Origin of the sequence: Paenibacillus sp. V4I3 (assembly GCF_030817215.1) — a bacterium.
Classification (GTDB): domain Bacteria; phylum Bacillota; class Bacilli; order Paenibacillales; family NBRC-103111; genus Paenibacillus_E.
Genome location: NZ_JAUSZA010000001.1, coordinates 1,691,372 through 1,716,589 on the forward strand (window position 1 = coordinate 1,691,372; position 25,218 = coordinate 1,716,589).

The window sequence follows — 25,218 nt, forward strand, 5'->3', positions numbered from 1 at the left end:
GTTTTGCTAAAGCAAAACTTTTAGGGGGATTGTTCATGAAATCTCGACAATCGCATAAACCCCGAGTGAAGAGAACCAAGGGCCTATTACAGATTTCTGCCGCAAGCAGTAGTTCTGCAGGACGTGCAGCCAGGCAGTCCAAACAGTTTGCATCCGGTATTATGGGTAAATACGGATTTTGGCGTAATAACTATTTAGGTCTATTAGCTCTAATTTTTAAACAAAAAGGAATTCTTACGGATAAGGAATTATCGGCCTTAACGGAGTCGAATGATCAGTCGTGGGTTATCCAGCTGCAACTGCAGCTTCAAAGCTTGCAGCATCCCGAATCAGCACCGCTTATTACGAAAAAGCAAACGATTCGTCAGTTACAGCAGCTGATTACGAATAGTGGATATAGGCTTGCTTCACAGACGACTGTTGATCATTTTTCAAGCCAACCGGATGTACAATCTTCTCACCAACAGATGCAAGTACTTGCTGACAAGCAGAGCAAGAAAAAAGGACGAAAAAGCAAAAAGAATGCGGACCTATCCGTAAATCAAATGAATCTTCAAGCTACCGCTGCTCATGAGATATTGGGTGAGAAGCAGGCGATGCCGCCAAAGAATTCAAATTCATTTAACTACGTTAACAAAGGGATATCACCGTTAATCCAGCGTTCTATTCGGCAAATTACCGCTTCAATTGGGATGCTTTCACATGCCCAAAGCAGTAACCCGAATCAACAATCGCAATCGGTGAATGGACCTCAACATACAAAAATACATACGCAGCGCTCAATCGTGCATAGAGCTGCACCTCTGGTTAATCATGTGCAGGTAGTTAAACATGTGGATGCTATTCGGCATACATCGCAATGGATAGAGGAGTTCCAAGAAGGGAAACCAAGCGCTGGTTTGCCTGATGCCAAGGCAGGTCATTCTGCTATTGCTCCTTCTGTGGTATCTACAACTGGGATGCAGCCTTCACTACTGCATGCAGCTAAGCTCTATTTAAATGGTGTGGCCCAAACACAAACGCTGCAAAGGGGAAAACAAAGCTTACAACCGCGGTATGTGAACTCATTGCCGAAGCTTGGTGAGGGGCCTTTTTCGAATGCGGAAGCACCTGCTTCTGTACATTTTATTAGAAGCTTACTTGTCAGAAATATGGCTAATGTCAATGATATGGAGGATGTTTCGCCAACTGCTCTATTGTCGCCGATAGGTGAGCCAAAGAGCGATGGGAAACTAAATCGCAAGGAAGAAGCTTCAACTGCTAGAGGTTTTCTGGCTGCTAGTCAGCAACCGTTAGCTATTAATGCAGCGCGGTTGACTTCAACTTTGCCTTTTGCTATGCATGCTTCCACATCAAGGGGAGCCCGGCAGAGTGTGCCACATGTTTGGCGTAAGCGGGAAGAGCAGCTAGAAGGATTAGGACAAGAACGACTAATAGATCAAGTGGTGCATCAAGTTGATGCTTTGGCTTTGGTGAGAAGGCAAGAGCAAGAGGAACTAGTAGAGCGAATTCGTGATCTAGAGCAGGAAAGAGTGCTAGAAAGATCGCAGGAGCGTGATCAGGGTAGCGAGCAAGTGCAAGATCGAGCGCAGGAACGATCACTGGAGCAAGATCAGGGTATAGAGCAATGGCAAGATAGAGTACAAGAACAAGTAGAAGAACTTGTACATATGCGAGAACAAGAACAGTTGCAAGAACGACTGCGAGGGCAAGAACAGGAAAAAATGCAAGAGTGGGATCACGCCCAAGATAATGAGCAGATTCAAGTGCAGAATCAGGTGCAAAATCGAGCTCAGAATCAAGTACAGAATCAAGTACAGGATCAGGTACCGAATCAAAATCGAAACCAGGATCAAGTACTGAATCAATTGTTGCAATATGAACATACACACCAACAAGTGCTGCTAGAGGCAATCTCTTCTGCCGGTCAAAAGCTTGAGATGGGAACTGGGCAGCAGCCGATTTCGGAAGCTAGCTCATATGAAAATTGGGAAACTCGTTCAAGCTCGCGTGAAGGTAACAAGAGGAATCGAGGCTCCTCCATGATGGAACGCCTCATCAAGTTAGTTACTAAGCAAGTGGCTGAGCAGGGTATTGAATCAACTCCATACAATGAGGCTGCTTTTCCTTCACAGATACATAGAAAACCTAATGTGATGGAAAATGGACTAGAATCTGTTGTGAAAATTCAAAGCAACGAGAAATTGCTAAAGCAGCTGGTCCAACGACAAAAACAAAGACAAAACTCTTCTAATGATTCATTTGTTGGGAGTATACATACAGTTTCAAAAAAAAAATTACAGGTGATTTATGATCATCTAGCAATGACTACTCACATTCCGCGGATTATGCGCAGGGAGAATATCATGCTAAGTAACGCTGATAATCCCCTAGCCATCACGAGATCAGCTGCGAATCCGAATGTGGAATTGAGAATGCAGTCACACTCTGAGTCAGTGCCACTACAACCAAATAGGAGTACAAGAGCAGCTGTAGAAGCTGATCTTGGTACTGATATTTATGTAAAAGCACAAGGGAAATCCGGGAGTGCACAACTATCTTCCAAGCCTAGTGCTATTAGAGTGACATACCAAAAAGGAAATCCCCGTGAGGGATACCTGGCCAGTCTTCAAGCCAGTTCTTTTTTACAGGATTCACAGCGTGTTCTCAGAGCTGCTTCGAAACCTGAAGAGCAAAATGAAACAAGCATGAAAATGGGTCGGAATTTCCCAGTAGCTGCAAGGTCAGTGATACTTAGGGACCAAACATCAGATGCACTGGGTGCTATGAAGCCGCTTGAGGGATATCGAGCTAGCTTGCAAGCCAGTATTCAGCTGCAAGAGGTTGGGCGTGTATTTCGTAAGGCGGCAGGAAACGAAGTGAATAGTGAGTTAATGAAGCAACAATATGCGTCACAAGTGGAAGAAAAATTAACTCCTGCTGTGGGAAGCATACGTTCAACTCCAACTTTGGGTTCTGAACTAGCTGCAAAAATGGCCGAATCCAGTGTCAAGAAAATAGGAACAAGCCTGAACTTGGCGGCAGAAGCTAAAAGGAAAGCTGATTCAGAGAATCGACTTGATGGTTTTCAAACTAGCCTACAAGCTAGAGCAGGATCACTTAAGCAGGAGACTCGGCGGATTTTTCGTACTCCTGTTGAGTCAGAAGGCTCGAGACAGTCGGAAAAGGGCAGACAACAACGTGCAAGGGCGAACGAAGACAGATTAGGGACTAAGCCGCACAGTGTCCTCCCCTCCTCCCAAAGTTTAGCTTCTGAGATAGCTACAAAAGTAGTTGAAAACAGTTTGAAGAAGATTGGTCCCAGTCTTACAGTGAATGCAGGTCAAATAGGCTTACAGCGCAGCTTCTCCCATAATACTGAGCTATCAGAGCCAGCTTCCGTTCGGGCCATTTGGAGGCAAGCTGAAAAAAGGCCGATAGGTGAGACTGGAACGACTATAGAGGCAGTAATGGGAACCATCCGAGAAAGAGCTAATGAAAAGGTTGGTAACAAAGCTAGCAAAAAAGTTAGTAATGACAGTACAAGTAGTGATAGTGCAAGTAATGAAGAAGCAAGCCATACCTCATTGGAACTTGTTAGAGGAACTATAAGCCGGACACCTGTGGACATGGTAAGAAGAACGGGCAGGCCGACGGGAATCGATCGAGTAAGAGAACAACAAGCTGCGATACAAAGAAAGATCGATACCGAGGTAGCGACGACAATTCGACCAGAGATTGGCGGGGCTAGACAATCGATGACTCAAACTGGGACGGGGGAAGCAATGACCCGACAAGTGAAGAGTCGAACAAGCTCAGGAGAAGCCGGGCGAACAGCGGATATTCACACAGGTGCAAGAAAAACCAGTCAAAGGTTGGATTATCGAGCAGCAGGCGAAGGGGTTGCTGGGCAAACGACGAGTCAGACCGGCCGAGCCGTTTGGCGCAGGGCGCAAGTCGAGCATGTTCAGAGACAAGTCATTGTCGATGACAGCGAGCGCGAGCTGCAGGCAGGGAATGGTTCGGAGAATCGAGTGGAAGCCGGAGGCTTGCAGTCAGATTCAGCGGAACGAACCATTCGGGCTAGAGTGAGCGCGCTGGAAGAGGAGCGCGCTCAAGGGTTTGAGGCTGCTGCCGCTTCGCGGGCAGCAGGGAGTGTCGGCGGCGCGCGTGCTGCGCTCGCGCCGACGGCTCGCCAGCCCGTGAGCATGACACCGCGTGTCATGCCGCTGCTGGCGAGCAGCGCAGGAGCGCTTCGCGCTGCTCCTGCGGGTCTCACCCAGGCGGCTGCCATCGGCAGCGCCGCCTGGGCAACTACAGCTGGCGCTCAGCGCAGCGCCAGCATGACCCACAGCAGCAGCGTAAGCTTGGCTGCTGCAGCAATCAAGCCGCTGCCCACGCAGGTGCAGCGGCAAACACTAGCCGGCGGCGTGCCGAACGCCGGCCAACCAAACCAAGGCGCGCCGCTGTTCAGCGGCACGCCAAGCGCGAGGCAAGATTACTTAGCCTCGCAACAACTTCAACCCACGCTGGAGCACAAGCAAGCTCCAGCCGTAGAGATCAGCAGCGCGCTAGCCGAATCGCCGCTGGAGATGGACTGGCTGCGCACCAAAGCAAGCGCAGATGAAGCCTCAACCCCAGAAGCGCCGGTTCATCAGGCGGCGCCGGAGCTAAGTGCGGAGCAGCTGCAGGAGCTGATGAAACAGCTCCCGCAGCTGGACATAGCCAAAATCGCGGACAAAGTTTACCGCGAAATTGAGAAAAAGATGAAGTTCGAGCGGCAGCGTCGAGGCATCTAATTATTTCCATCGTGAATCGTTAATAACGTTAAGTATATAGATAAAAGCAGAAAGGACAGACACCTATGGCGCTCAAGAAAGCAATGATTATCGTTCATAAGGGAAGCAAAACAGAAAATGTACAAGTGATGTTCAATCCGGGTGAGTATACCCTAGATACGAATAACAGCTATTCTTGGAAAACAGTGCCGGGTCTGTCCATGCCCATCGCTCAATTCGTGAGCGGAGGGACAACGACGCTGTCCATGGATTTTTATTTTGACACCTACGAAAAAGGGACGGACGTCCGTTTGCTTACGAAGAAAATCTCAGGTCTCCTGGATGTTGAGAAGGAGATTCATGCACCGCCGCTTTGCCGGTTTGTTTGGGGTTCTCTGGACTTCAAGGGGGTAGTTGTGGCGGTTAATCAGCACTTCACGATGTTTCTAGAAACCGGAGTTCCGGTTCGTGCCAAGCTGAAAGTGACCTTTAAATCCACGCTGAGCAAGAAAGACCAGCTTAAGCAGATACCCCGCCATTCGGCCGACCGGACGAAGTTGAAGATGCTGAATCAAGGGGAACAGCTTTGGATGATTGCTGCAACGGAATACGAGGATCCAACCTTATGGCGGGAAATCGCCAAAGCCAATCAGATAGATAATCCAATGAAAGTCGCAACGGGACGCCGCATTTCAGTCCCGAGGCTGGATTAAGCCGATGCCCTTAGAATTAGAAACGAGCTCCTTTCCCTATGACGAGTTGGCCAAAAAGTACAAAGAATTTTATGCGCCTTCCTATCTAATTAGCGTAGATGGAACGAAAATATCGGACACGATTGCCATTGATATTCTTCGCGTTGAAACATCTATCGATGGAACCGCAGACTCCTTTTCGTTTCGAATTGCGAATGCGTACGATATTACAAATAATGAGTTCCAGTGGCTGTCTACGTTCTCATTAGGCAAAGCCATTGAGATCAGTTTAGGTTATGTAGACAAAATGACCGCTGTATTTTCGGGACATATTACATCCGTTGTTGTTGATTTCCCGGAAGAGGGTGCTCCTGGCCTCGTCGTGCGGGGGATGGACATTTCTTATCTTATGATGAAAGGGACCAAGTCTCGCTCGTGGAATAAGAAGAAATATAGTGATGTTGTTGATGAAATCGCCAAATCGTATGGCTTCAAAACACATATTGATGCAACGACGACGGAATTTCCTGCGCTTTCGCAGAGTCAGATTAATGACTATCACTTTATTCAAAATTTAGCTAATTTGGTTAACTATGATTTCTTTGTTGTGGGGAAGAACTTATATTTCCGTAAGCCGCTCACGGCTATGACGGCATTGATGACACTAGAAATGGGGAAAACCCTCCGTAGTTTAATGATTGATATGAATTTAGCCGAGCAAATTACGGGAGTAACCGTTCGGGCCTGGGATAATAAAGAGCTGAAAGTGATCGAAGGTAAATCGGCTAGCATTACGAAGCTGGGCTCGAACAGCAAGACGGGCAAGGATATCTTGGCATCTAAAGGTGATTTCGTCGAGCATATGTACACGAATGTGACCTCCGTGGAAGAAGCGCAAAGCTATGCAAATGCGATCCTGAATCGCCGAGCGATGAAGCTGATTAGCGGTAACGGGGAATGTATTGGGATTCCTGAGATACGAGCAGGGCGATATATCAAGCTCAGTGGTGTTGGGAAATCGTTCGACCAGACTTATTATATTACTGGGGCGACACACATTTTTGACGATGAAGGCTATACTACACGGTTTCAGTTGGGAGGAAATGCGGTCTAATGTTCAAAACTCCCGATATTACCATAGGTGGCGTGTCTGATTTTGCTAGTCAGAAGTTAGATGGCGTCATGGTTGCTATTGTAACGAATAATGCCGATCCTGATAAAATGGGACGAGTGAAGCTCAAGCTTCCCATGCAGGAAACAGAGACCGAAACGGATTGGTGCCGCATCGCGACGTTAATGGGCGGCAATAATATGGGCAGTCTTTTTATCCCGGAAGTGAATGATGAGGTTTTAGTTGCTTTCCATCTGGGAGAACTCCGCCAGCCCTACGTCATAGGCATGCTGTGGAATCCGAAGAATAAGCCGCCTGCTCCCGCGGAGAAAAATGATCTGCGCATGATTAAAACACGCTCTGGCCATGAATTATCGTTCAATGATAAAAGCGGTGATGAGAGCATTACGATTAAAACGAAAAAAGGCCAAATCATCGAGCTGAAGGATAAGGATGAGAGTATTTCGATCGCGGATTCAAGCGGGAATAACAAGATATTGATCAAGGGCGGCTCGGCAAATGAAATTTCGGTTGTGAGCCAAACCTCGAAGATCACCTTGAATGCCAAAGGCGAGGTCAGCATTGAGAGCACGAAGGAAATCAAAATCAAATCCACCCAAATTAGCATAGAAGCTTCTGCCACGATGGCTCTGAAGGCTGGGGCAACACTGGATCTGAAGTCCGACGGTATCATTAATATTAAGGGCAGTATGGTCAAAATCAATTAACGAGAGGAGCGTGACGAGGTGTCGGAAGCTTTTTTGGGACGAGGCTGGAAATTCCCCATTCAGGTTGATCCTGCAACAGGGCGAATCCGAATGTCTGAGTATGAGGAAGACATCGCCGAAGCGATCCGCGTTATTCTGGGGACCACACAAGGGGAGCGGGTTATGCGCCCGAGCTTTGGATGCGGTGTTCAGGAATTTATTTTCGGATTAACGGACGATACAACGCTTCATTTGCTCCAAAGTAATATTGAGGAAGCCATTCGCAACTGGGAACCTAGGGTTCACGAAGTTGATGTACAAGCCATTCCGGAAGCAGATGACCCTGCTAAGGTGATGATTCATATTTCCTATTTGGTACGTACGACCAATAACTTATTTAACCAAGTATATCCATTTTATTTATTTGAAGGATCGAAATAGAGAGAGGCTGGCTGCGGTAGCGATGACGATACGTACAGAGAGGAGGTGGAGCTGTGCAACCTCCCAAAATTGATTCCAGAGATTTACCCGAGTTGATCGCGCAAATGAAGGAAATGGCGCCGTACTATACGCCAGAGTGGCGGTTTACGCCTGACAATCCGGACCCGGGTTCCGCGCTGTTCTTGATGTTTGCTGATATGTTTCAGGACAATATCAAACGGTTGAACCGAGTGCCTACGAAAAATTTGATATCGTTTCTCAACATGTTCGATGTGACGCTGCTTCCGGCACGTCCTGCCCGAAGTTACTTAACGTTTGCACTGAACGAGGGTACGAAGGAATCCGTGTTCATCTCGGCAGGCACGCAAGTTGCCGCTGCAGCAGAAGAAGGCAGTATCCTGTATGAGACAGCACGGAGTAGCTTATTGACACCCGCGTTACTTACAGATATATACATGACGAGCCGCAAACAGGATATGATCATTCGCATTTCTGATGAGTTCGTCACGGCATCCCGGCAAGGATATGCAGCACCGACAGCGCTTTTCCGCTTGCAGGATGGCGACAATTTACAGGAGCATGCCATTTATTTGGAGCACAGCTCACTTTTCACCGTGTATCATACGGCACGTATCGAAATCGAATTCCGTAACTCGAAGCGACGTTTTGACGAACTTTCGATGTCCAGCCAATTGGCGGATCCTGAACTAACCGAGTGGCTGTATGCCACAGAGGAAGGTTGGAAGGCTTTTGACCACGTAGAGGCTAGAGGTAATCGGGTTATTTTATTGAAAGCAGTGGCGGGTGAGATTGCTCTGCGAGAAGTGAACGGGGCATCCGGGCGCTGGATACAATGCCGTTTAAAGCCGCTCATAAGCGGTGGTAAAACGCTGTCGGACAGCAGGTTGTCCATGGATAACATCTCATTTAAAACCGATTATGTCGATACACTGGAAACAGGTGGCGTTCGGCCTGATCAGATGTTTTACAATGATATTGGCGCGGACCCATCGGGGTTCTATCCGTTTGGTGATCAGTTTGCGCTATATGGTTCTTTTTACATCGGGAGTCAGGAAGTGTTTACGAAAAAAGACGGCGATATTAAGCTGAGCTTCGGGCTGCAAGCGATTCAGAATCGGTTTCAACCGGAGCTGACGGAACAAGTCGATTGGAAAATGGTGATGAAAAAGTCCAAGTTCGATAAACCGCCAGTTACTCACGTCACCGTTGTGGAGGTTGCTTGGGAGTATTGGAATGGGGCAACTTGGTTGCGGCTGGATGTGGGGAAGGAAGCAGAGAAGCTGTTTTATTATCCGCAGGAGCAGAAGGTACGCAAAGAAATTCACTTCCGCTGTCCGGATGATCTAGAAGCGACTTATGTGAACGGCAATGAAAACTGCTGGATCCGGGCGAGGATTTTACATATTGAGAATGCGTATGTGGCGCAAGCGATCTATCTTTCACCTTGGGTGGATGATGTGTCCCTAACCTATAAGTATGATGATCGTCTGTATCCAGCCGAACGTTGCTTAGCGCTGAATAATACGGTGTTTGAGGATCGGACTCGGCATAGCCGTCAGTTTGAGGGCGGGTTTGAGCCCTTTCAACCTTTGGAGGGCCGTCATCCTGCCTTGCATCTTTCTTTTGATACACCGCCAGTAAAAGGCCCGATATCGATGTTCGTTTCAGTGAAACAGCAGCGTTTTTCGGAGCAGGACATGCCATTACTCGAATGGGAGTATTTGCGTACCGGTTTGATGCCGGGAAGTCTTCCCGAATGGGCAGCGCTTAAAGTTATTGATGATACGAACGGTTTGACCCAGAGCGGTACCGTGCAATTCGTTGGTCCATCTGATTTTGCTGGAGCGTCATTGTTTGGTAAAGATGGCTACTGGATTCGTGCAGTTAATCGTGATGATAAATATGATGATAGTTCCGATCGGATACAAATTCCTACCATTCAAGGTCTGTACATGAATACGGTTCAAGTGCTTCAGCAGGAGACGATTATCGGGGAAATACCCGATTCCAAAGGTCTAGAAGAAACGGAATATCAGCTCAGTAGGAGCGGGATCGTCTCCGAAGAGGTATGGGTGGATGAGACGGAGTTTGTGACTGAAGAGGAAATAGCCGAGTACGAACGTGCAGGAGCGCCTCTTATGGATATAAGTCGAGATTCCGAAGGAAACTTACTTCAACTTTGGGTTCGTTGGACAGCGGTTCGTCAGATGGCAGATTCCGGAAATCGAGATCGTCATTATATGATCGATCGTACGTTTGGACGTATTCGTGTAGGTGACGGTATCCATGGCATGCGTCCGCCAAAGGGTGGGCTGGAGCAGCTGAAAGTAACTTACCAAGTTACGTCCGGACAAATCGGAAACGTAGGGGCTAGGCAGATTAACCAGATGCAGGACTCTATTGCATTCGTCGGTGAGGTTTATAACCCAGAACCAGCGTCAGGCGGTTGCCAAGCCGAAAAGCTGGAGTCAGCCTTGCAGCGCGGACCAGAAATGTTGAAGCATCGGGACCGAGCTGTATCGTCCAAAGACTACGAGTGGCTGGCGCGTGAGGCTTATCCGAACATTGCAAAAGTCACGTGCATCCCGAATCGGAACGCCTATATGCACAAAGAAATTGGGGCTATGACTTTAGTGGTGCTTCCAAAAGAAGGGCAGAAGGGAAGCTCCGCGTTTCCAGAGCTGAAGAAGCAGGTAGAGAGGTATATTCTACAGCGGGCTTCCAGCCTGGTTGCTTTCCCGGAACGGCTTCAAGTGATTGAGCCGGTCTATATGGAAATTTCCGTTTCGGCGATCGTTGCTGTTGAGGGGATGGACGCTGTCGTAGCTACTGAAATTCAGGCGTTGGAGAAGCTGAACCGTTTCCTCGATCCGCTAACCGGCAATTTCGACGGCAAAGGTTGGGAAATTGGAAAACAAATTCACCCCTCCGTTTTCTATGCGTTGCTGAAATCAATTCGAGTGATCAGTCATGTAGAGAAGCTTTACATGACCGTATACAAGATTGAGGACGCCGAGCGTACGGAACTCGACGTGAACCGCCTTCCGGCGCTCCCGCACGGGATCATTGTGAGCGGCAAGCACAAGGTGGTTGTGAACGCTTTGTAGTGAGGGAGTCGAGGATGGGGGAAAGTGGGGCCTCGGCCCACGGACCCCCGGACCCCCGGACTCCCGGACTCCCGGACTCCCGGACCCCCGGACTCCCCAGCAACATTGGAAGTCAGCCATACTGACGAAAGGGTTCTGGCAAATAAGAGTCTTTAAAGACTTCTATTTTCTGTTTTTTAGCTGAATTTGCTGTAATAGAAGCCTCTAGAGACTCTTATTTCGGCAATATCATATAAAAAGAGGGGATTTAACAGAAATAAGGGTCCTTAGAGACTGCTAATCAGTAGCTCCAACGGAAAAGAGCAAATAATAGGAGCTTCTAGAGACTTCTATTTGGTTGGTAAGTGATGTTTTACATCGCTAAAGTAGGAATAAATGGGCTGGTTGGCGGGTTAGCAATGTTTTTCATCGTTAAAGTAGCCGATGAGTGGTTGCACGGGAGACTTGAGCAACTTTAAGGATGTTTTACATCGCTAAAGTAGGATTAAATGAGCTAGTTGGCGGGTTAACGATGTTTTTCATCGTTAAAGTAGCTGATTAGTGGTTGAGAGTGAGTATCGAGCAACTTTAACGATGGTTTGCATCGTTAAAGTAGGAATAAATGAGCTGGCTGGTGGGTTAGCGATGTTTTATATCGTTAAAGTAGCTGATTGGTGATGGATGGTCTTGTTGGTGGGGGTTAGTAATAATCGAAGGAGGTGAGCACAAGTGCTGCCAATACCCAATTTGGATGATCGTATGTTTGAACAGATGGTACAGGAGGCTCGGAAGTCGATACCGAAGCTTTTTCCGGAGTGGACGGATGAGAATGAACATGACCCGGGGATTACGCTGCTGGAATTGATGTCTTGGATGACGGAGATGCAGCAGTATTACTTAAACCGGGTGACGGAGCGCAGTGAGCGGAAGTTTCTGAAGCTGCTTGGGATTAGCCCTCGTGAAGCCGTATCTGCGGTTTGTGATGTAGCGTTTGCTGGATTACAGCAGCAGCTTGTGCTCCCCAAGGGGACACCGCTGCAAGCGATGGACCAGCGGTTTGAGACAGTAGACACGGTGCATCTTGTTCCTTCCGAGCTTGAGAAAGTGCTAGTCCGTACGGAGACGGCGGCTGGCGATTTTACATCCAATAATCAGGCTAAGATTGCTTATTATGCTTTTGGACCTGAAGCGCGTAAGGGTGCGCATTTGTATCTCGGTTTCGATAGAGCGCTGACTGAGCAAACGGAGATCTCGATCTTCTTTAAGTTATTTGACCGCTATCCGGTAACCGTGGGTCACCGTGAAGATGGGACAACGCCGATGATTTCGTCTGCTAAAGTGGCTTGGACGTTCGCGGGGGCTGGGCAGCAGGGGCAAAGCGAAAGCTGGCTGCCGATCGAACAGATAAGCGACTCAACGGTTCATCTGTCACAAAGCGGCGAGCTCCGGTTTCGGATCACGTCGGAGATGAAGCCGATTGCTCTTTACCCTGCGGATGATCGCAGCCGATTCTGGATTTGCTGTACACTCGAGGAGGACGGCTATGAACTGTCTCCGAAGATTGAGAAGGTTAGTCTCAATGCGGTGAAAGCAGCAGAGCAGGAAACCTTCAGCGAAGTCACTGCTTTCAACAGTTCTGGAGAGCCTGATCAGAGCTTCGAAGTAAGCTCGTATCTCGCTTACAACGGCCTGCACACTGTGCAGGTGCAGGACGAGCAAGGGCACTGGCGCGACTGGCACATCGTCGCGGAGCTCGAGGACTGCGAGCCGGATGATCGCTGCTGCCAGCTGCAGCAGGACTCGGCTCTGCGCACCACCCGTCTGCGCTTTGGCGACGGGGTGAACGGGAGTATCCCGCCGCAGGGTCCGCAGCGGGTACGGCTCATTGCCTATACGGCCGAGTTCGACTACGGCCGTTTTGTCGGGGGCAGCAGAGGTCTGCCCGGGCAGACCTTTGAAGTCAGCCGTGGCCGGATGTATAAGCCCAGCAGCATGCTGCTGCAGGTTGGTTACCGGCCACGCGGTGAAAGAGACGTCGTTTGGGACGACTGGCAGTCCGTGGATGACTTCGATAATTCGAAGTCTACGGACAGGCATTACGTCTACGACGCTGCAGCAGGAACGATCCGCTTCGGCAATAACGAAGCGGGTCTCACTCCGCCCAAGTCCGTGGAACCGAACATTCGGTTCCTGGCGCTGCAAGCGGGCGGAGGTGTGCGAGGCAACGTGAAGGATGGCCTCGTGACCGGCTTCACGAATACCAAAGGCGTGCGTGTGACGAATCCGTTCCCGGCGCGAGGCGGCCTCGAAGCGGAGACACTCACGCAGGCGAAGCTTCGCGTGCGGCGCGAGCTCGACACGCCGACACGGGCCGTGACTGGCGAGGACTACGAGGCGATCGCGAAGGCGACGCCGGGTCTGCGTGTCGCGCGTGTAAAGGCAATCCCGTTATACAAGCTAGGCATGCGGGATTATCCGAAGGTCAAAGCGCCCGCTCAGATGACCGTCGTGGTCGTCCCTTACAGCGAGAGCGATAAGCCGAAAGCTGGCAAGGGTTTCTTGCAAACGATCAAGCAGCATCTAGATCGGCATCGTCTTTTGACCACAGAACTACATGTGATTCCCGCCGAATATATTAAAATAACGGTTCACGCTGTCGTGGTGATGGAACCCAAGCACAAAGATGAACAGCGCCGAATTATGCAAGAGCTCAGACTATTGCTACAGCCGATGGATCATGGGCAAGGATCGGAAGGCTGGCGTTTTGGCCGAACCGTGTATAAGGGCGATATTTATGGCGTTATTTCCCGGATAAAAGGGGTTGTCTATGTGCAGGACATTTGGATAGACGCCGAGGGCACAGGCTTCCACAAGGATGGCGCTGGTGACATTCATATCCCGCCTTATGCCTTGGTCTATTCCGGTGAGCATGAAGTGGAAACCATTAGTCAGACGGATTTATAATCCTTATTTAGGAAAAGAGGTGTCGAACGATGCAGGATGGACAAACGTTTTTCTCACTTAACAAACCGCTTGACTGGGAACAGGGATATGAAGCCAATATTCATATGCAGAGCGAAGGATTTTCGATTCAGCAGACAGAAAAATACAGCATTCATCGCATCGTTCGCACAGACGAGCTGGAAGGCATTCATCCTATTCAAGAGATGACGGTCGGGCCAGGTCGGAAACTATTTTTGCTAGACGAGGCTTCGAATGTATGGATTTATGATGATGAAAGTCGTCATCGGGAGTCGTTATTTCGTCAGGGTCATCAGTTATTTAGCCATCAAGCGATGCTGGCTTCTATGTCAGATCTTTTGGTGATAGCAGATGCCCACGTTGAAAGCGAGAGAAGACTTGCAGTTTATTCGATTTCCAATGGACAGACGATGTGGGCTATCCATGATTGGGGAGGGCTAGAATTATTCCCTCTCGCGGTTAATACGAGATTAACAACGGCGAATTCGCTTTACGTGGCGGTCCCTTTGGACATTGCGATTGGTATGAATGGAAGTCCTGAAGTCCCTAAAGGCGGCAGGATTGGCATTATACAGTGGAACGCGGCAGGTGATGTGGTACATGTGTACGAGCATGAAGCACACCGTTTGGAAGAAGCAGTTGAAATTGCTGCACTTCGAGGGCGTTATTACACCGCTGCTGCGGATGGTAAATTAGTTCTATTGGATGCACAGCTCAGAACGGTAACGGTGTTCCATGAAGATGGTCGGGAGCCGTTTCATTTTAAGCTGGAGCAGGAAGGGCGCTTTGCCGGTATTTCCATTGATACGAATCATAATATCTATATAGGGGACAGCGGATACGCACAGCAAGAGGGAGTAACGGAGCGGTTTATTCTAAAGTTTCGCGGAAATGGTGAGCAGTTTGATAAAGTGACTAGCTTCCGAGGGCGAACGGATAAATTGCTCCATGATGGGCGCAATCGGTTGTATGTTTTTGATCGGATAAGTGGTCAGATTAGCCTGCTTGATCTTCGTGCCCGTACGATGCTGCTTGAGGGGACTCAGCTTCCTGAGGCCATCTATTTCTCGGCTGAGCTGGATACGACGGAGACGGAGACACAGTGGCATAAGATTCGTCTAGAAGCCGATATTCCGGAGGAAACGCAGGTTCGTTTTTCCTATTTTACATCGGATGAAAGTGAAGGATTCATTGATGGCGAATACGTAAATTATACGGGCTATTTGACGGATCCAAGCATTTCGATTCGAGATAAGCTGGCTGCGACGCGTGACTTATGGTCGGAGTCCATTCTGAATCCGAAGGATGCTCTTCTGATGAATGCCAGAGGCCGTTATCTATGGTTCAAAATCGAGCTGGTAGGCAGCGAGCAAAAATCGCCTTACATCCGAAAGCTTCGGGTCTACTTCCCGAGAACGTCACTGATTGCCTACTTGCCGCCGATTTATCAGCAGGACGAGGATCATAGCCCTTTTCTGGAGCGGTTTCTGGCGATGTTCAGCACGTTCTTTGACGATATGGAGGATAAAATAGACCGTATTTCCTCTCATTTTGATCCGGATGCAGTATCCGGCACTTATCTGGAATGGTTAGGTCGCTGGCTGGCTATCACGGATCATGAGGCATGGGGCGAGACGAAGCTAAGATTGCTGATCAAACAGGCCCCTGAGCTTTACAAATTGCGGGGTACTCGCGAGGGCATGATGAACATGCTTAAGATTTACACAGGGTCTGAACCGTTTTTGCTGGAATATTTTCAGTTTAAACAAATGCAGGAGACATCGGAGCTGCGGCAGCTTTTTGCCCAGTTATATGGGGATAATCCTTATTGCTTCTGCATTATGTTAAAGCCTGAATTCGTACAGACAGACGCACAGCGGCTAACCATCGAGCAAATCATCGAAGACCAAAAACCAGCCTATACCGAAGGCAAATTAATCGTTCTACAACCGTGGATGTACGCGGACATGCATACCTATCTTGGCATTAATACTTACTTATCAGAGCCTACCCTGTTAACACTTGATCAGCGTTCGTCGATGCCTTACAATACGGTGCTGATTGACGTAGATCGCGATAAACGAATGGACATACATACTCGCTTGGAATTGGATTCCGAAATCGAATAAACGAAATGAGTCTTGGAAGGTGAGGGGATACTTATGAAAAAAACACGCTATTACCCGTTTGAGCGCAATCGGTATTTCTATGGAAAGCTGCTGACGGTAAGGGATTTCGAGTCTGAGCAAAAGTATTTCAACGATAAGCGCAGAATGATGAACCGTTTGCTGCATGGTTCGGGGGTACTTACGGGTCTGCAAGTTGTCGCGGTCGATGAAAAGTCAGTTTCTGTAGAGATGGGAGCTGCGATCGACACGCTTGGCCGGGAAATTGTCGTGCCTTCTCCGATGACATTGAAGCTATCGATGATGGACGGTTTCAGCAATAATCAGTATGCCAAGAACGTATACCTATGTATTGCCTATGACGAAAAGGAAAAAGAACCCGTTCACGCGGTGGCTAATTCTTCTATTCGTTCCGACGAAATTAATGACTATAATCGTGTTTTGGAAAGCTATCGTTTGTTTATCCGGGAAGATGCGCCTGATCCAGCCTCACTGCCTTTGGCAAATCTGTCCGATCAGACGGTTGTACTTTATCAAGATTCTGGGGTGCGCGTGCTTCAAACAACACCTCGTTATGTGAATCCAGGTCAGCTCTTCGAAATGAAGCTGCGCTTCGAGAAGACTCTTAAGGCCGGCAGACTGTCCTTTCAATATGAGCTGGCTGCTGAACGCGTAGAGGCGATTGAAGGAGCAACGATTGAGTTCCAAGAGCCGCAGGATGGGCAAGAGAGCGAGTATGAAATGAAGGTGCTTTTGCGAGCGGATAGTACGACTTCCGTGAAGGGCACGATTGGTGTGCAGGTGAGCACGGCTGTTTTGAAGTTGGACGACAGGCAGTTGGAGCTGCAGACTCAAGCTATTGGCGAAGTGCAGATTATTGGCGAATCCGTGCGGGAACGGTTGATGTCCGACTTCGTGAAACAATCTTTGGAAGCTTCCTTAGAAGCCCCTTCAGAACCTTGTATTTATTTGGCTAAAATATGCCTTGTTCAAGTGGGACCAACCTATGTCATTGAAAGTGTCGAGCAAGTGCCATTTGGCGAATACGTGTACAATTCCTCGGTTATGTACAGGCTTGCTCAAGCGAACGAGTACCGCGAGGAAACATCCGGTCAGTTCGTAACGAAGTCCAAAGTGAAAACCTTGGCGCCAGGACAGCCTCCGGAATTCAAGGTTAACTTCAATAAAGCGATTAGCGAGCTTTCATTTGATTTAAGCATTCCAGCAGGCGGTGGCAGCGGCATTGCGGGTATGCTGAGCGGTGTCGTGGACATTCCGATCGAGCCTTTCACGAAGATTGCTGTGTCCCCATTCGGGAGAGCAACGAAAAGCTTCTTCTCCGGCGAAATCGCACATGGACTTGGCGAGGGCAACGTGCTGATCATCACTAGCTTGGAAGAGAGCAGCGGTGAAGCTTTTTCCGAAATGCTATCCAGCGGGGACCGCGTATACGGCGGAGCCTCCGATGTGTTCAAAGGCAGCGAGTTTGAACCCGATGCGCCAGAAGTGAAGATTGGCACGATTGCCTATCCACAAAAAGGCACGTTCCGCATTGGTGTGAAGGTACAGCAAACTTCGGAGCCGGGGAATGTACGTGTGCGTTGGTGGGCGTATAGCGCGGAAATGGCCAGTACTGCACTGGGAAGTGCCAGTGGTGGCGTTGATTCACTAGACGAAGCGCTTTCGGCTATGAGAGAAGCTGCATCGGCGGGCAGCGGGGCTGAGTAGTACTAGTGTGCTCTCTCCTATAGGACATAGGATGAGTTCGTAATATGGATGGTTCGGTTGGCTCAAAGGCATCCACAAAAAAACAAAATTTATACACGCCAAGTAAGGCGTGTTTTTTTGTGTTTGGTGGAGTCACTGTAGGAAGCGAAATCCGGAGTTTTCCAAAAGCTTAAGATCAATACGCTTAGTTTGGCCGCAGTTCCTCTTTTACATATTGCATTAAAAGATTTTTGGATGATGAAGTATACTCCGTGTTACGTAATTGCAGCAGGCCGACCGGGATGGATGAATCCTTCAGTTCGACGTGTATTTTCACGACATTCGGGGGTAACGCCGTGGAATCGAGAACGGCTCCTACGGAAGGGATTCGCTGAACGAACCCAGGAATAGCCGAGATTTGACTCACTGTATATAGAAAAGGAGTTTCGGTGTAATGGGAATATTGCTTAGATAACCTCAGGTAATACAAGCAGGTATTTCCGCCAACGATCATCGGATAGTTAAGCAGTTCTTCAAAGGGTATTATTTCGTTTCTTTCGGCCAAGGGATGGCTGTTCGCTACAATAAAGGAGATATTCTCGTTATATAGCGGTTCGAAGCGAAAAGAAGAAAGATCGGTAGGCTCTCCGCATATGGCAAAGTCCAATTGATTCTGGAGTACCGCGCGTGATAGGGAGTCGGTGTTTCCATTGACAAAGTGACACGATACTTTTGGTTTATGTTCCCGAAATCGTCGCAGTGAGTTGGGTAGCACATGCTCTATCAACGATTCAAGCCCTCCGACGCGCAGGGAGCCGATATCCTCTCTTTGCAAAGCTTTCGCTTGCTCAGTTACATGGTTCCAGTGTTGAATGAGCTTGTTAATTTCCGCGGCAAAAATTTGTCCAGAAGCCGTTAACTCCGCATCCCATCCTCGCTTGAATAGCTGGATGCCCAATTCCCTCTCCAGCCGCTGGACTTGATTTGTAATCGTAGACTGTGCGTAATTCAATTTCGTGGCTGCTTTGGTGAAGTTTCCTTCTTGAATAATGGTTTGAAACGTAGTTAGTTCCTTTAAGTCCATGGCATTCTCTCCATCGATTAATTTGAATTAGTATATCATTTTATTCAATTATACAAATAAAGAAGTGAGAAGTACAATTAGGGTATCTTGCTGAAGGAGTGATATAAAAATGCCATTCATCAGAGTAAGCTACATGGAAAATCAATATGGGACACAGCAACTGCCCATCATTAGCCAAGCGATTATGAGCGCTCTAATCCAGCATTTCACTGTGCCGGAAGACGATTACTTTCAAGTGTTCCACTCGCACAAAGCAAGCGAATTTTATTATAGTCGGAATTACTTAAACATAGAGCGAAGTGACGGGCTGCTCTATATTCAAATCGCGCTCAAATCCGGAAGAAGCACCGAGCAGAAAATAAGCTTTTACGGAAAGTTAGCCGAACTATTATCAGATACGCTTAACATGAGGAAAGAAGACATATTCGTCGTACTGGTCGATACGGAATTCGAGGACTGGACATTCGGTAACGGCGTTGCGCAAATGATCGAACGTCCAGACAACAAGGAGGGAGGCATAAGTATGAAGCATCGAAAAATTGTATTAAACGCCCGTGAATTGTTTGGGGATATTGCCCCTTCTTTCGTACGTTATTCGGAAGATGTGCTCTTCGAGGACGTTTGGAGAAGAGCACAATTATCGCTTCGGGAACGTAGTCTCCTTACGATATCAGTGCTAGTCACCGGAGGACTTACAGGGCAGCTTCCTTATCATCTCCGCTTAGCAAAAGAGAACGGTTTGACCGAAGAAGAACTGATCGAAGCGTTGACCCATCTCGCGTTTTACGCCGGATGGCCGCGTGCCGCATCTGCGATTCAAGTTGCGAAGGATGTATTCGAGGACAACTCATAAAGACAGGATAAGGTGTGTAACTAACCACTGCGGGAGCGCGCATCACTGGCAGCGATGCGTCAGGAGCTCAGCCCTCGCGGACTGCCGCTTGCGGTGGACAATAGAAAAAATAACAAGTTAGGTTATCATCTCGTTTACCCAGTTTATTACATAATAGTACTGGGTAAACGTCAAAAAGACCCCATCTTCGTTGGGTAGTCATGGATATATCGTACTTTATCATTTCAGTTGGCGCTTGAATGGTAAGAAAGTATGAATAACCGTAACACAGAAGAGATGGAATTTATTTATATGCCGAATTCTTAAACCACATTGTTTCAGTTGGATTTTTTCAATATCAAATGAAATAAAAAGAAATGTATCTTTCATTTGGTATGATGTTATGCAAAAAAAGCACCATTTTCAAGACAGGGTCTTGAAAATGGTGCTTCGTTTTGAACTACAAATTTTGATTTATATTATTTATAGTAAGAAGTAGTTAAAGGTACAAAAATACCTGATTTATCGTTATTTTCATATGAATAAATGACAGTAACTTCATTTAGTCCAGCCACATTAACTTCGATTGTTTTTAATCCATCATCTATCTTCACTGTGTCTTGTTTAAGTAAAATGCTATTTTTGTCTTGAATTTTTATTTCAACATCTGAACCTATAGCAGCAACTTGTAAATAAAGTTTTTGATACTTCCCTTTCGGCTCTAATGTGAAATTCGATCCTGAATATGCTGTATCCTTAATGACTTCCCCATAATCCTTATTTTTATATTTGGTTAAATTAGGGTCTTTAATAGCTTGATAAAAAGTTTGAAAAGCATTAACAGGAGTACCCTCGACTTTTTCTCCAAACAAAACACTGTTTGATGCAGCATCATAATCTACAGCTACGTTCAGTGAACTTGCAATAGCTCTTGCAGGTAAATAAGTACTTCCATCGTATGTAATTGGAGTTACTACATTCCCTTGAGCATCCAATAACTGAACTGTATTTCCGTTAACCTTTACTTTAATATCGTTGTTCAGATAAGCTTTAATTTCTTGCAAATTAGCTCCTGCGTAAACTCCACCTGCTGCGCCAAAAATCATCGAAAGCCCTACAATAGAAACTATCGTTCTTTTCACAAATATCTCTCCCTTGCTTCCTTTTTTCCATACATTTCCTTTCTTAATATATATGACAAATAAAGGAAACACAAGTGATGTTATGGGTAAACGTTAAATAGCCCCCATCTTTTCAAGTTGGGGGCTATTTGACGTTTACGGAGGAGCATGGCATTTATATCTACGGTTAAACTTGTCAACCGGATCAGGATCCCGTATTAGGTACTGTAATCTGGCAGTAACGAGCTGACTATCATTGACAACGTTAGCCTGTATACGGAATGGGCCGATTGCACATCTCCCAAGTGTCCACCCATGTAAAGATGAATAACGCCATGGAGAGAGGCCCAGACTATTCGTACAACGGATTCCGTGTCGTACTGGCCAGGAATCAGTCCTTGCTCTTGCGCGTTGCTGATCAAGGTCAATAATTGCCGCATGGCTGTTGCGGTGCCATGCAGGCTTTCCTCGTCCGGTTTGAAATCTGCGAAGGCTCCTCCGAACATCAGCTTATAATAGCTGGAGTAACGTTGCCCGAATTGCCAAAAGGTTTCCCCTAGATTCAGCAAATGCTGCACCGGATCAGCAGCTTGCGGCGTCCCCTCGAATTCGTTAGCGAGAAGCTTACAACCTTCCAGATACAACTGCTGAGCCAATCCCTCTTTATTGACAAATAAGCTATAAATGATTTTTGTCGAGCAATCCATTTTCTGCGCTACTTTACGCACCGTAACGGCTTCCGGTCCCTCTTCTTGCAAGAGCGTGGCTGCAGCATCAACAACGAGCTTGCGGAGATTTTCAATATTCTGTAAGCGAGCCTCTTGATAGGTTTTCAACACTCGTGTGTTCGTATTAACGGAGTTATCCTGGTCGCTCATAATCATCACCTTCGGTTATCGTGTTTTCGTCAGGAAACAAAGTTTCTTAATTTCTTACAAAGAATTTTATACAGTGAATGGATAGTTGTCAATGAGACATGTGATGTTCCAAAATCGTATTGACTTTCTAAAAAAGTGTAGTTACAATGAAATCAATGGGAAACACTGTTACCGAATGACGGATGACTCTTAATTTTCTTGGAAATTGAGGATTACTTTTAAACACTTGGTAACATTGTTTCTATGTCATAACACAGTATCTAAAAGGAGAGTAACACTATGACATTTCAAGGAAAATGGGCACTCGTCACGGGAGCTTCTTCCGGTATTGGAGAGCAATTCGCGAGACAACTGGCCAAACAAGGCAGCCATTTGGTACTCGTGGCCCGATCGGAGAGCAAGCTTGAGAGCCTGGCATCAGAGCTCAAAAAGATGTATAGCATCAAAGCCGAGGTTATCTCAATGGATCTTGCGAAAGAGGGCGCGCCCAGCGAGTTATATCAGCAATGTCAACTTTTGAAAGTGGATATCGAACTGCTGATCAACAATGCAGGCTTTGCTACACATGGTTTGTTTGAACAAGTGTCAGGTGAGCGTCAACATGAAGAAGTGATGCTCAATGTCGCCGCTGTTGTAGATATGACCCACTTGTTCTTGCCGGACATGTTGCGCAAAAGCTCAGGTGCAGTTATCAATGTTGCATCAACCGCTGGATTTCAGCCGCTTCCCTATATGGCCGTATATGGGGCAACGAAAGCATTCGTCTTGTCGTTTACTCAAGCGTTATGGTGGGAAAATCGCGACCGCGGTGTGAAATTCTTCGTACTTTGTCCCGGTTCGACGGACACCAGCTTCTTTAATGTTGTAGGAACGGAAGAAGCCTCCGTTGGAAAGAAAGATACGCCGGAAAGAGTCGTAGAGGTTGCACTTCGTGCGTTGAAGGAAGGGAAAATATATGTCGTTCCGGGTATGCAGAATTATATCGGGGCGCAGTTATCGCGATTCATAACACGCAAGCAAGGTCTTCGACTTGTTGGAGGCATGCTTCGTCCACGCGGAGGATCCGGCAATACTAATAATTATAAGAATACAGGTAATCAATCTGATCTTGCAGGGAGGACAATTCGATGAAAGCTATACAACTGACAAACGGCTTCGGCTTTGAGGAATTAACCTTAACGGAGCTCGAGATTCCAACACCAGGCCCCCATGAGGTGCTGATCCGCATGAGGGCAGCTTCTCTGAATTACCGGGATCTAGTGATCCTCAGCGGATTAATGCCGATTGAAATCAAATTCCCCTTCATTCCAATATCAGACGGAGCGGGAGAAATTGTAGCCGTTGGCCAAGGAGTAACAAGGTTTCAGGTCGGACACCGAGTAGCGGGTAATTTGCAACAGCGATTTTTTGCCGGCAACCCAAGACCGGGGGTATTAGAAGATAGTCTGGGAGGTCCGTTGAACGGAGTAGCGGCGGAGTATGTCGTTCTACATGAAGACGGAATCGTCCATATTCCCGATCACCTCACTTGGGAGGAGGCTGCCACCTTGCCGATCGCGGCATTAACCGCATGGAGCATGCTAATCGAATACGGTGGTTTGCAAGCGGGCGATACCGTGCTGCTGCAAGGAACAGGCGGTGTTTCCATCTTCGGGCTTCAATTCGCTCTTATGGCCGGAGCACGAGCGATCATCACATCGAGCAGCAACGACAAGCTGGAACGAGCAAAAGCTCTCGGTGCATGGCAAACGATCAACTATTCGGAAGTTCCCGATTGGGATAAAGCAGTGTTAGAACTGACTGGCGGCGTGGATCATGTTCTGGATGTTGGAGGAGCGGCAACGATGGTTAAATCCATAAATGCGCTTCGCATTGGAGGAACCTTGAGTATGGTCGGGTTCTTATCGGGCTTGACCATTCCAGAATATGATGTCACGGGCATCTTGCAGAAAGCCGCAACGGTTCGCGGCAGTCAAGTCGGCAACCGGAATCACTTTGAAAATATGAATCGAGCGATTGCCCATCATCGTTTACATCCCGTCGTCGACCGTGTATTCCCTCTAGATCGAATTGGCGAAGCATTCGCGCTCTTGGCTGAAGGAAAGCAATATTTCGGAAAAATCGTAGTCCAAATTTAAATCTCACTTAAAAGACATAGGAGGCACTCTAATGCCAAATGCTCAAATTCGTTCCGTTAAATCTACTGAAGGCGTGAATCGTCCAAAACGCTCACCACGTAAAATGCGCAGAGCGGGGCTATCGCTGCTTGCGGTGCTCCTTCTTGGAGTCATTGTTTTCTTACTAGTTCCTTCACCTATCGAACCGGTAAAATGGCTGGCACCGACGGCTCCCTCTTTTCAAGAAGCGGGCCCTTGGAAACAGAACAACAAACTCAGCTCTGCTCAGCTTGTTACAGATGCCCCGCAATTCCCGGAATTCATTACATTCGATAAAGACGGCCAGCTATATACAGGGGATTCGGACGGGAAAATTTACAAGGTTCCTTTCGATGCAGAGGGCAATCCGCAAAAGGCCCAAGTGTTTGCAGACACCAAAGGAACGCCTAATGGACTTAAATTTGATGCCAAAGGCGATTTGATCGTTACTGATATCAAGAGGGGACTGCTGTCTATAAACCAATCCAGGAACATAGAGGTATTGGCCGATCAAGTGGACAGCAAGCCGATCTATTTAGCTAACGAGCTTGATATTGCCCGGGACGGCTCCATTTATTTTTCGGATACCTCGAACTATGGACGTGTGACATTCAGAGAAATTGCCGAGAACAAGCCGCATGGACGCTTGCTGAAGTACGATCCAATGACCAAACAGACGACCGTCCTGTTAGAAGGCCTCTATTTTGCGAACGGGGTTGCCTTGTCTGCGGATGAAGATTTCGTGCTTGTGGCGGAATCGTATCATTATCAGTTGACCAGATACTGGCTCAAGGGTCCAAAGAAAGGGACATCTGATATTTTTGCGGACAATCTCGCAGGCTTTCCAGATAACATTACGCGTGATGAACAGGGTCATTTCTGGGTCGGGATCTTTACGACTCGCCTTTCTTTTGCAGATCAGATGCATCGCAGCCCGTGGTTGGCCGGTATCATGGCCAAAGTACCAGAGTCGCTGCTTAGCGGCGCAAGCGCACCGGCGAAGCAGGGGCTTGCTGCGGAGTTTGGCCCACAGGGAGAACTTATCGGAAGCTGGCATGATCCGGAAGGTTCGCTGAATGGCGTAACTACGGCTGCAAACCATAACGGATATTTATATATAGGAACGGCACCTGGAGGCAGTAAAGGCGTTCATCGCGTGCTTTTAACAAAATAATGCTCCGAGAAACCCTAATTACGTACCAGTTGGGGTTTCTTTAGATATTTGGTTGAAGGAATTAAGGATTGACATTCTCCTCATCAGTGAAACTAAATGCAACAAGTTGGGTTTCTAAAGTAATTATGAAAGTGACTCAGTTTTGATGCTTTTTAATAGATAGAAAGAGTCCCATCTTTTAGATCTAAACTAATTTTCCCCCGCAAGTTAGTCATAATATTTAACTGTTTTGCTTTGCGTTCTAGCAATTTAATCCATTCTTCATTTTATTTTATTCATTAATCTATAGATGACAACGGCAGCCTTTGCTCTTGAGCTATCA

The 25,218-nt window shown here is 47.5% G+C and carries 16 protein-coding genes and 1 pseudogene; 14 read left to right on the top strand and 3 right to left on the bottom strand.

What is annotated here, in order from left to right:
- Window positions 1–35: 35 nt before the first annotated feature.
- The 9 genes from QFZ77_RS08060 (at window position 36) to QFZ77_RS08100 (ending at window position 17,672) form a co-directional block, all read left to right on the top strand.
- Window positions 36–4,799, top strand: a complete 4,764-nt coding sequence (locus QFZ77_RS08060) for a hypothetical protein (RefSeq protein WP_307438309.1) — start codon at window positions 36–38, stop codon at window positions 4,797–4,799.
- A 65-nt stretch (window positions 4,800–4,864) separates the two neighbouring features.
- On the top strand, window positions 4,865–5,491 hold the full coding sequence (locus tag QFZ77_RS08065) for a CIS tube protein (protein ID WP_307438311.1): 627 nt from the start codon (window positions 4,865–4,867) through the stop codon (window positions 5,489–5,491).
- A gap of 4 nt (window positions 5,492–5,495) precedes the next feature.
- Window positions 5,496–6,584, top strand: a complete 1,089-nt coding sequence (locus QFZ77_RS08070) for a phage late control D family protein (protein WP_307438313.1) — start codon at window positions 5,496–5,498, stop codon at window positions 6,582–6,584.
- Entirely contained in the window at window positions 6,584–7,309 is a 726-nt protein-coding gene (locus QFZ77_RS08075) for a phage baseplate assembly protein V (RefSeq protein ID WP_307438315.1), read from the top strand. Before QFZ77_RS08070 ends, QFZ77_RS08075 begins: the two co-directional genes overlap by 1 nt.
- Window positions 7,310–7,327: 18 nt before the next feature.
- Entirely contained in the window at window positions 7,328–7,729 is a 402-nt protein-coding gene (locus QFZ77_RS08080) for a GPW/gp25 family protein (RefSeq protein WP_057304100.1), read from the top strand.
- A gap of 53 nt (window positions 7,730–7,782) precedes the next feature.
- On the top strand, window positions 7,783–10,857 hold the full coding sequence (locus QFZ77_RS08085; protein WP_307438318.1) for a baseplate J/gp47 family protein: 3,075 nt from the start codon (window positions 7,783–7,785) through the stop codon (window positions 10,855–10,857).
- 708 nt (window positions 10,858–11,565) lie between these two features.
- Window positions 11,566–13,800 carry a putative baseplate assembly protein gene (locus QFZ77_RS08090; RefSeq protein ID WP_307438320.1) on the top strand — a complete coding sequence of 745 codons (2,235 nt, stop codon included), beginning with the start codon at window positions 11,566–11,568 and terminating at the stop codon, window positions 13,798–13,800.
- 29 nt (window positions 13,801–13,829) lie between these two features.
- On the top strand, window positions 13,830–15,947 hold the full coding sequence (locus QFZ77_RS08095; RefSeq protein WP_307438322.1) for a phage tail protein: 2,118 nt from the start codon (window positions 13,830–13,832) through the stop codon (window positions 15,945–15,947).
- 33 nt (window positions 15,948–15,980) lie between these two features.
- On the top strand, window positions 15,981–17,672 hold the full coding sequence (locus QFZ77_RS08100) for a hypothetical protein (protein ID WP_307438324.1): 1,692 nt from the start codon (window positions 15,981–15,983) through the stop codon (window positions 17,670–17,672).
- 184 nt (window positions 17,673–17,856) lie between these two features.
- Here QFZ77_RS08100 and QFZ77_RS08105 read toward each other — a convergent pair whose 3' ends face one another.
- On the bottom strand, window positions 17,857–18,735 hold the full coding sequence (locus tag QFZ77_RS08105) for a LysR family transcriptional regulator (RefSeq protein ID WP_307438327.1): 879 nt from the start codon (window positions 18,733–18,735) through the stop codon (window positions 17,857–17,859).
- Between the two features lie 109 nt (window positions 18,736–18,844).
- On the opposite strand from QFZ77_RS08105, the pseudogene QFZ77_RS08110 reads away from it, so the two are divergent.
- A pseudogene (locus QFZ77_RS08110) lies at window positions 18,845–19,225 on the top strand (tautomerase family protein); the annotation flags it as partial.
- Window positions 19,226–19,258: 33 nt separating this feature from the next.
- Entirely contained in the window at window positions 19,259–19,588 is a 330-nt protein-coding gene (locus QFZ77_RS08115) for a carboxymuconolactone decarboxylase family protein (protein WP_307449328.1), read from the top strand.
- A gap of 458 nt (window positions 19,589–20,046) precedes the next feature.
- On the opposite strand, the gene QFZ77_RS08120 is transcribed toward QFZ77_RS08115, so the two are convergent.
- Window positions 20,047–20,709 (bottom strand): stalk domain-containing protein, encoded by a 663-nt coding sequence (locus QFZ77_RS08120; protein WP_307438329.1) that lies wholly within the window; start codon window positions 20,707–20,709, stop codon window positions 20,047–20,049.
- A 197-nt stretch (window positions 20,710–20,906) separates the two neighbouring features.
- Window positions 20,907–21,566, bottom strand: coding sequence for a TetR/AcrR family transcriptional regulator (locus tag QFZ77_RS08125; protein ID WP_307438332.1), 660 nt, complete (start codon window positions 21,564–21,566; stop codon window positions 20,907–20,909).
- A 279-nt stretch (window positions 21,567–21,845) separates the two neighbouring features.
- On the opposite strand from QFZ77_RS08125, the gene QFZ77_RS08130 reads away from it, so the two are divergent.
- The 3 genes from QFZ77_RS08130 to QFZ77_RS08140 are packed head-to-tail and all read left to right on the top strand — an operon-like array spanning window position 21,846 to window position 24,896.
- The gene (locus tag QFZ77_RS08130) at window positions 21,846–22,697 is read left to right on the top strand and encodes an SDR family NAD(P)-dependent oxidoreductase (protein WP_307438334.1); all 852 of its coding nucleotides are present in this window, start codon (window positions 21,846–21,848) and stop codon (window positions 22,695–22,697) included.
- Complete coding sequence (locus tag QFZ77_RS08135; protein ID WP_307438336.1) at window positions 22,694–23,704, top strand: zinc-dependent alcohol dehydrogenase family protein; 1,011 nt, start codon at window positions 22,694–22,696, stop codon at window positions 23,702–23,704. The genes QFZ77_RS08130 and QFZ77_RS08135 overlap by 4 nt, the downstream gene beginning before the upstream one ends.
- Window positions 23,705–23,735: 31 nt before the next feature.
- Window positions 23,736–24,896, top strand: coding sequence for an SMP-30/gluconolactonase/LRE family protein (locus tag QFZ77_RS08140; RefSeq protein ID WP_307438337.1), 1,161 nt, complete (start codon window positions 23,736–23,738; stop codon window positions 24,894–24,896).
- Window positions 24,897–25,218 lie beyond the last annotated feature (322 nt).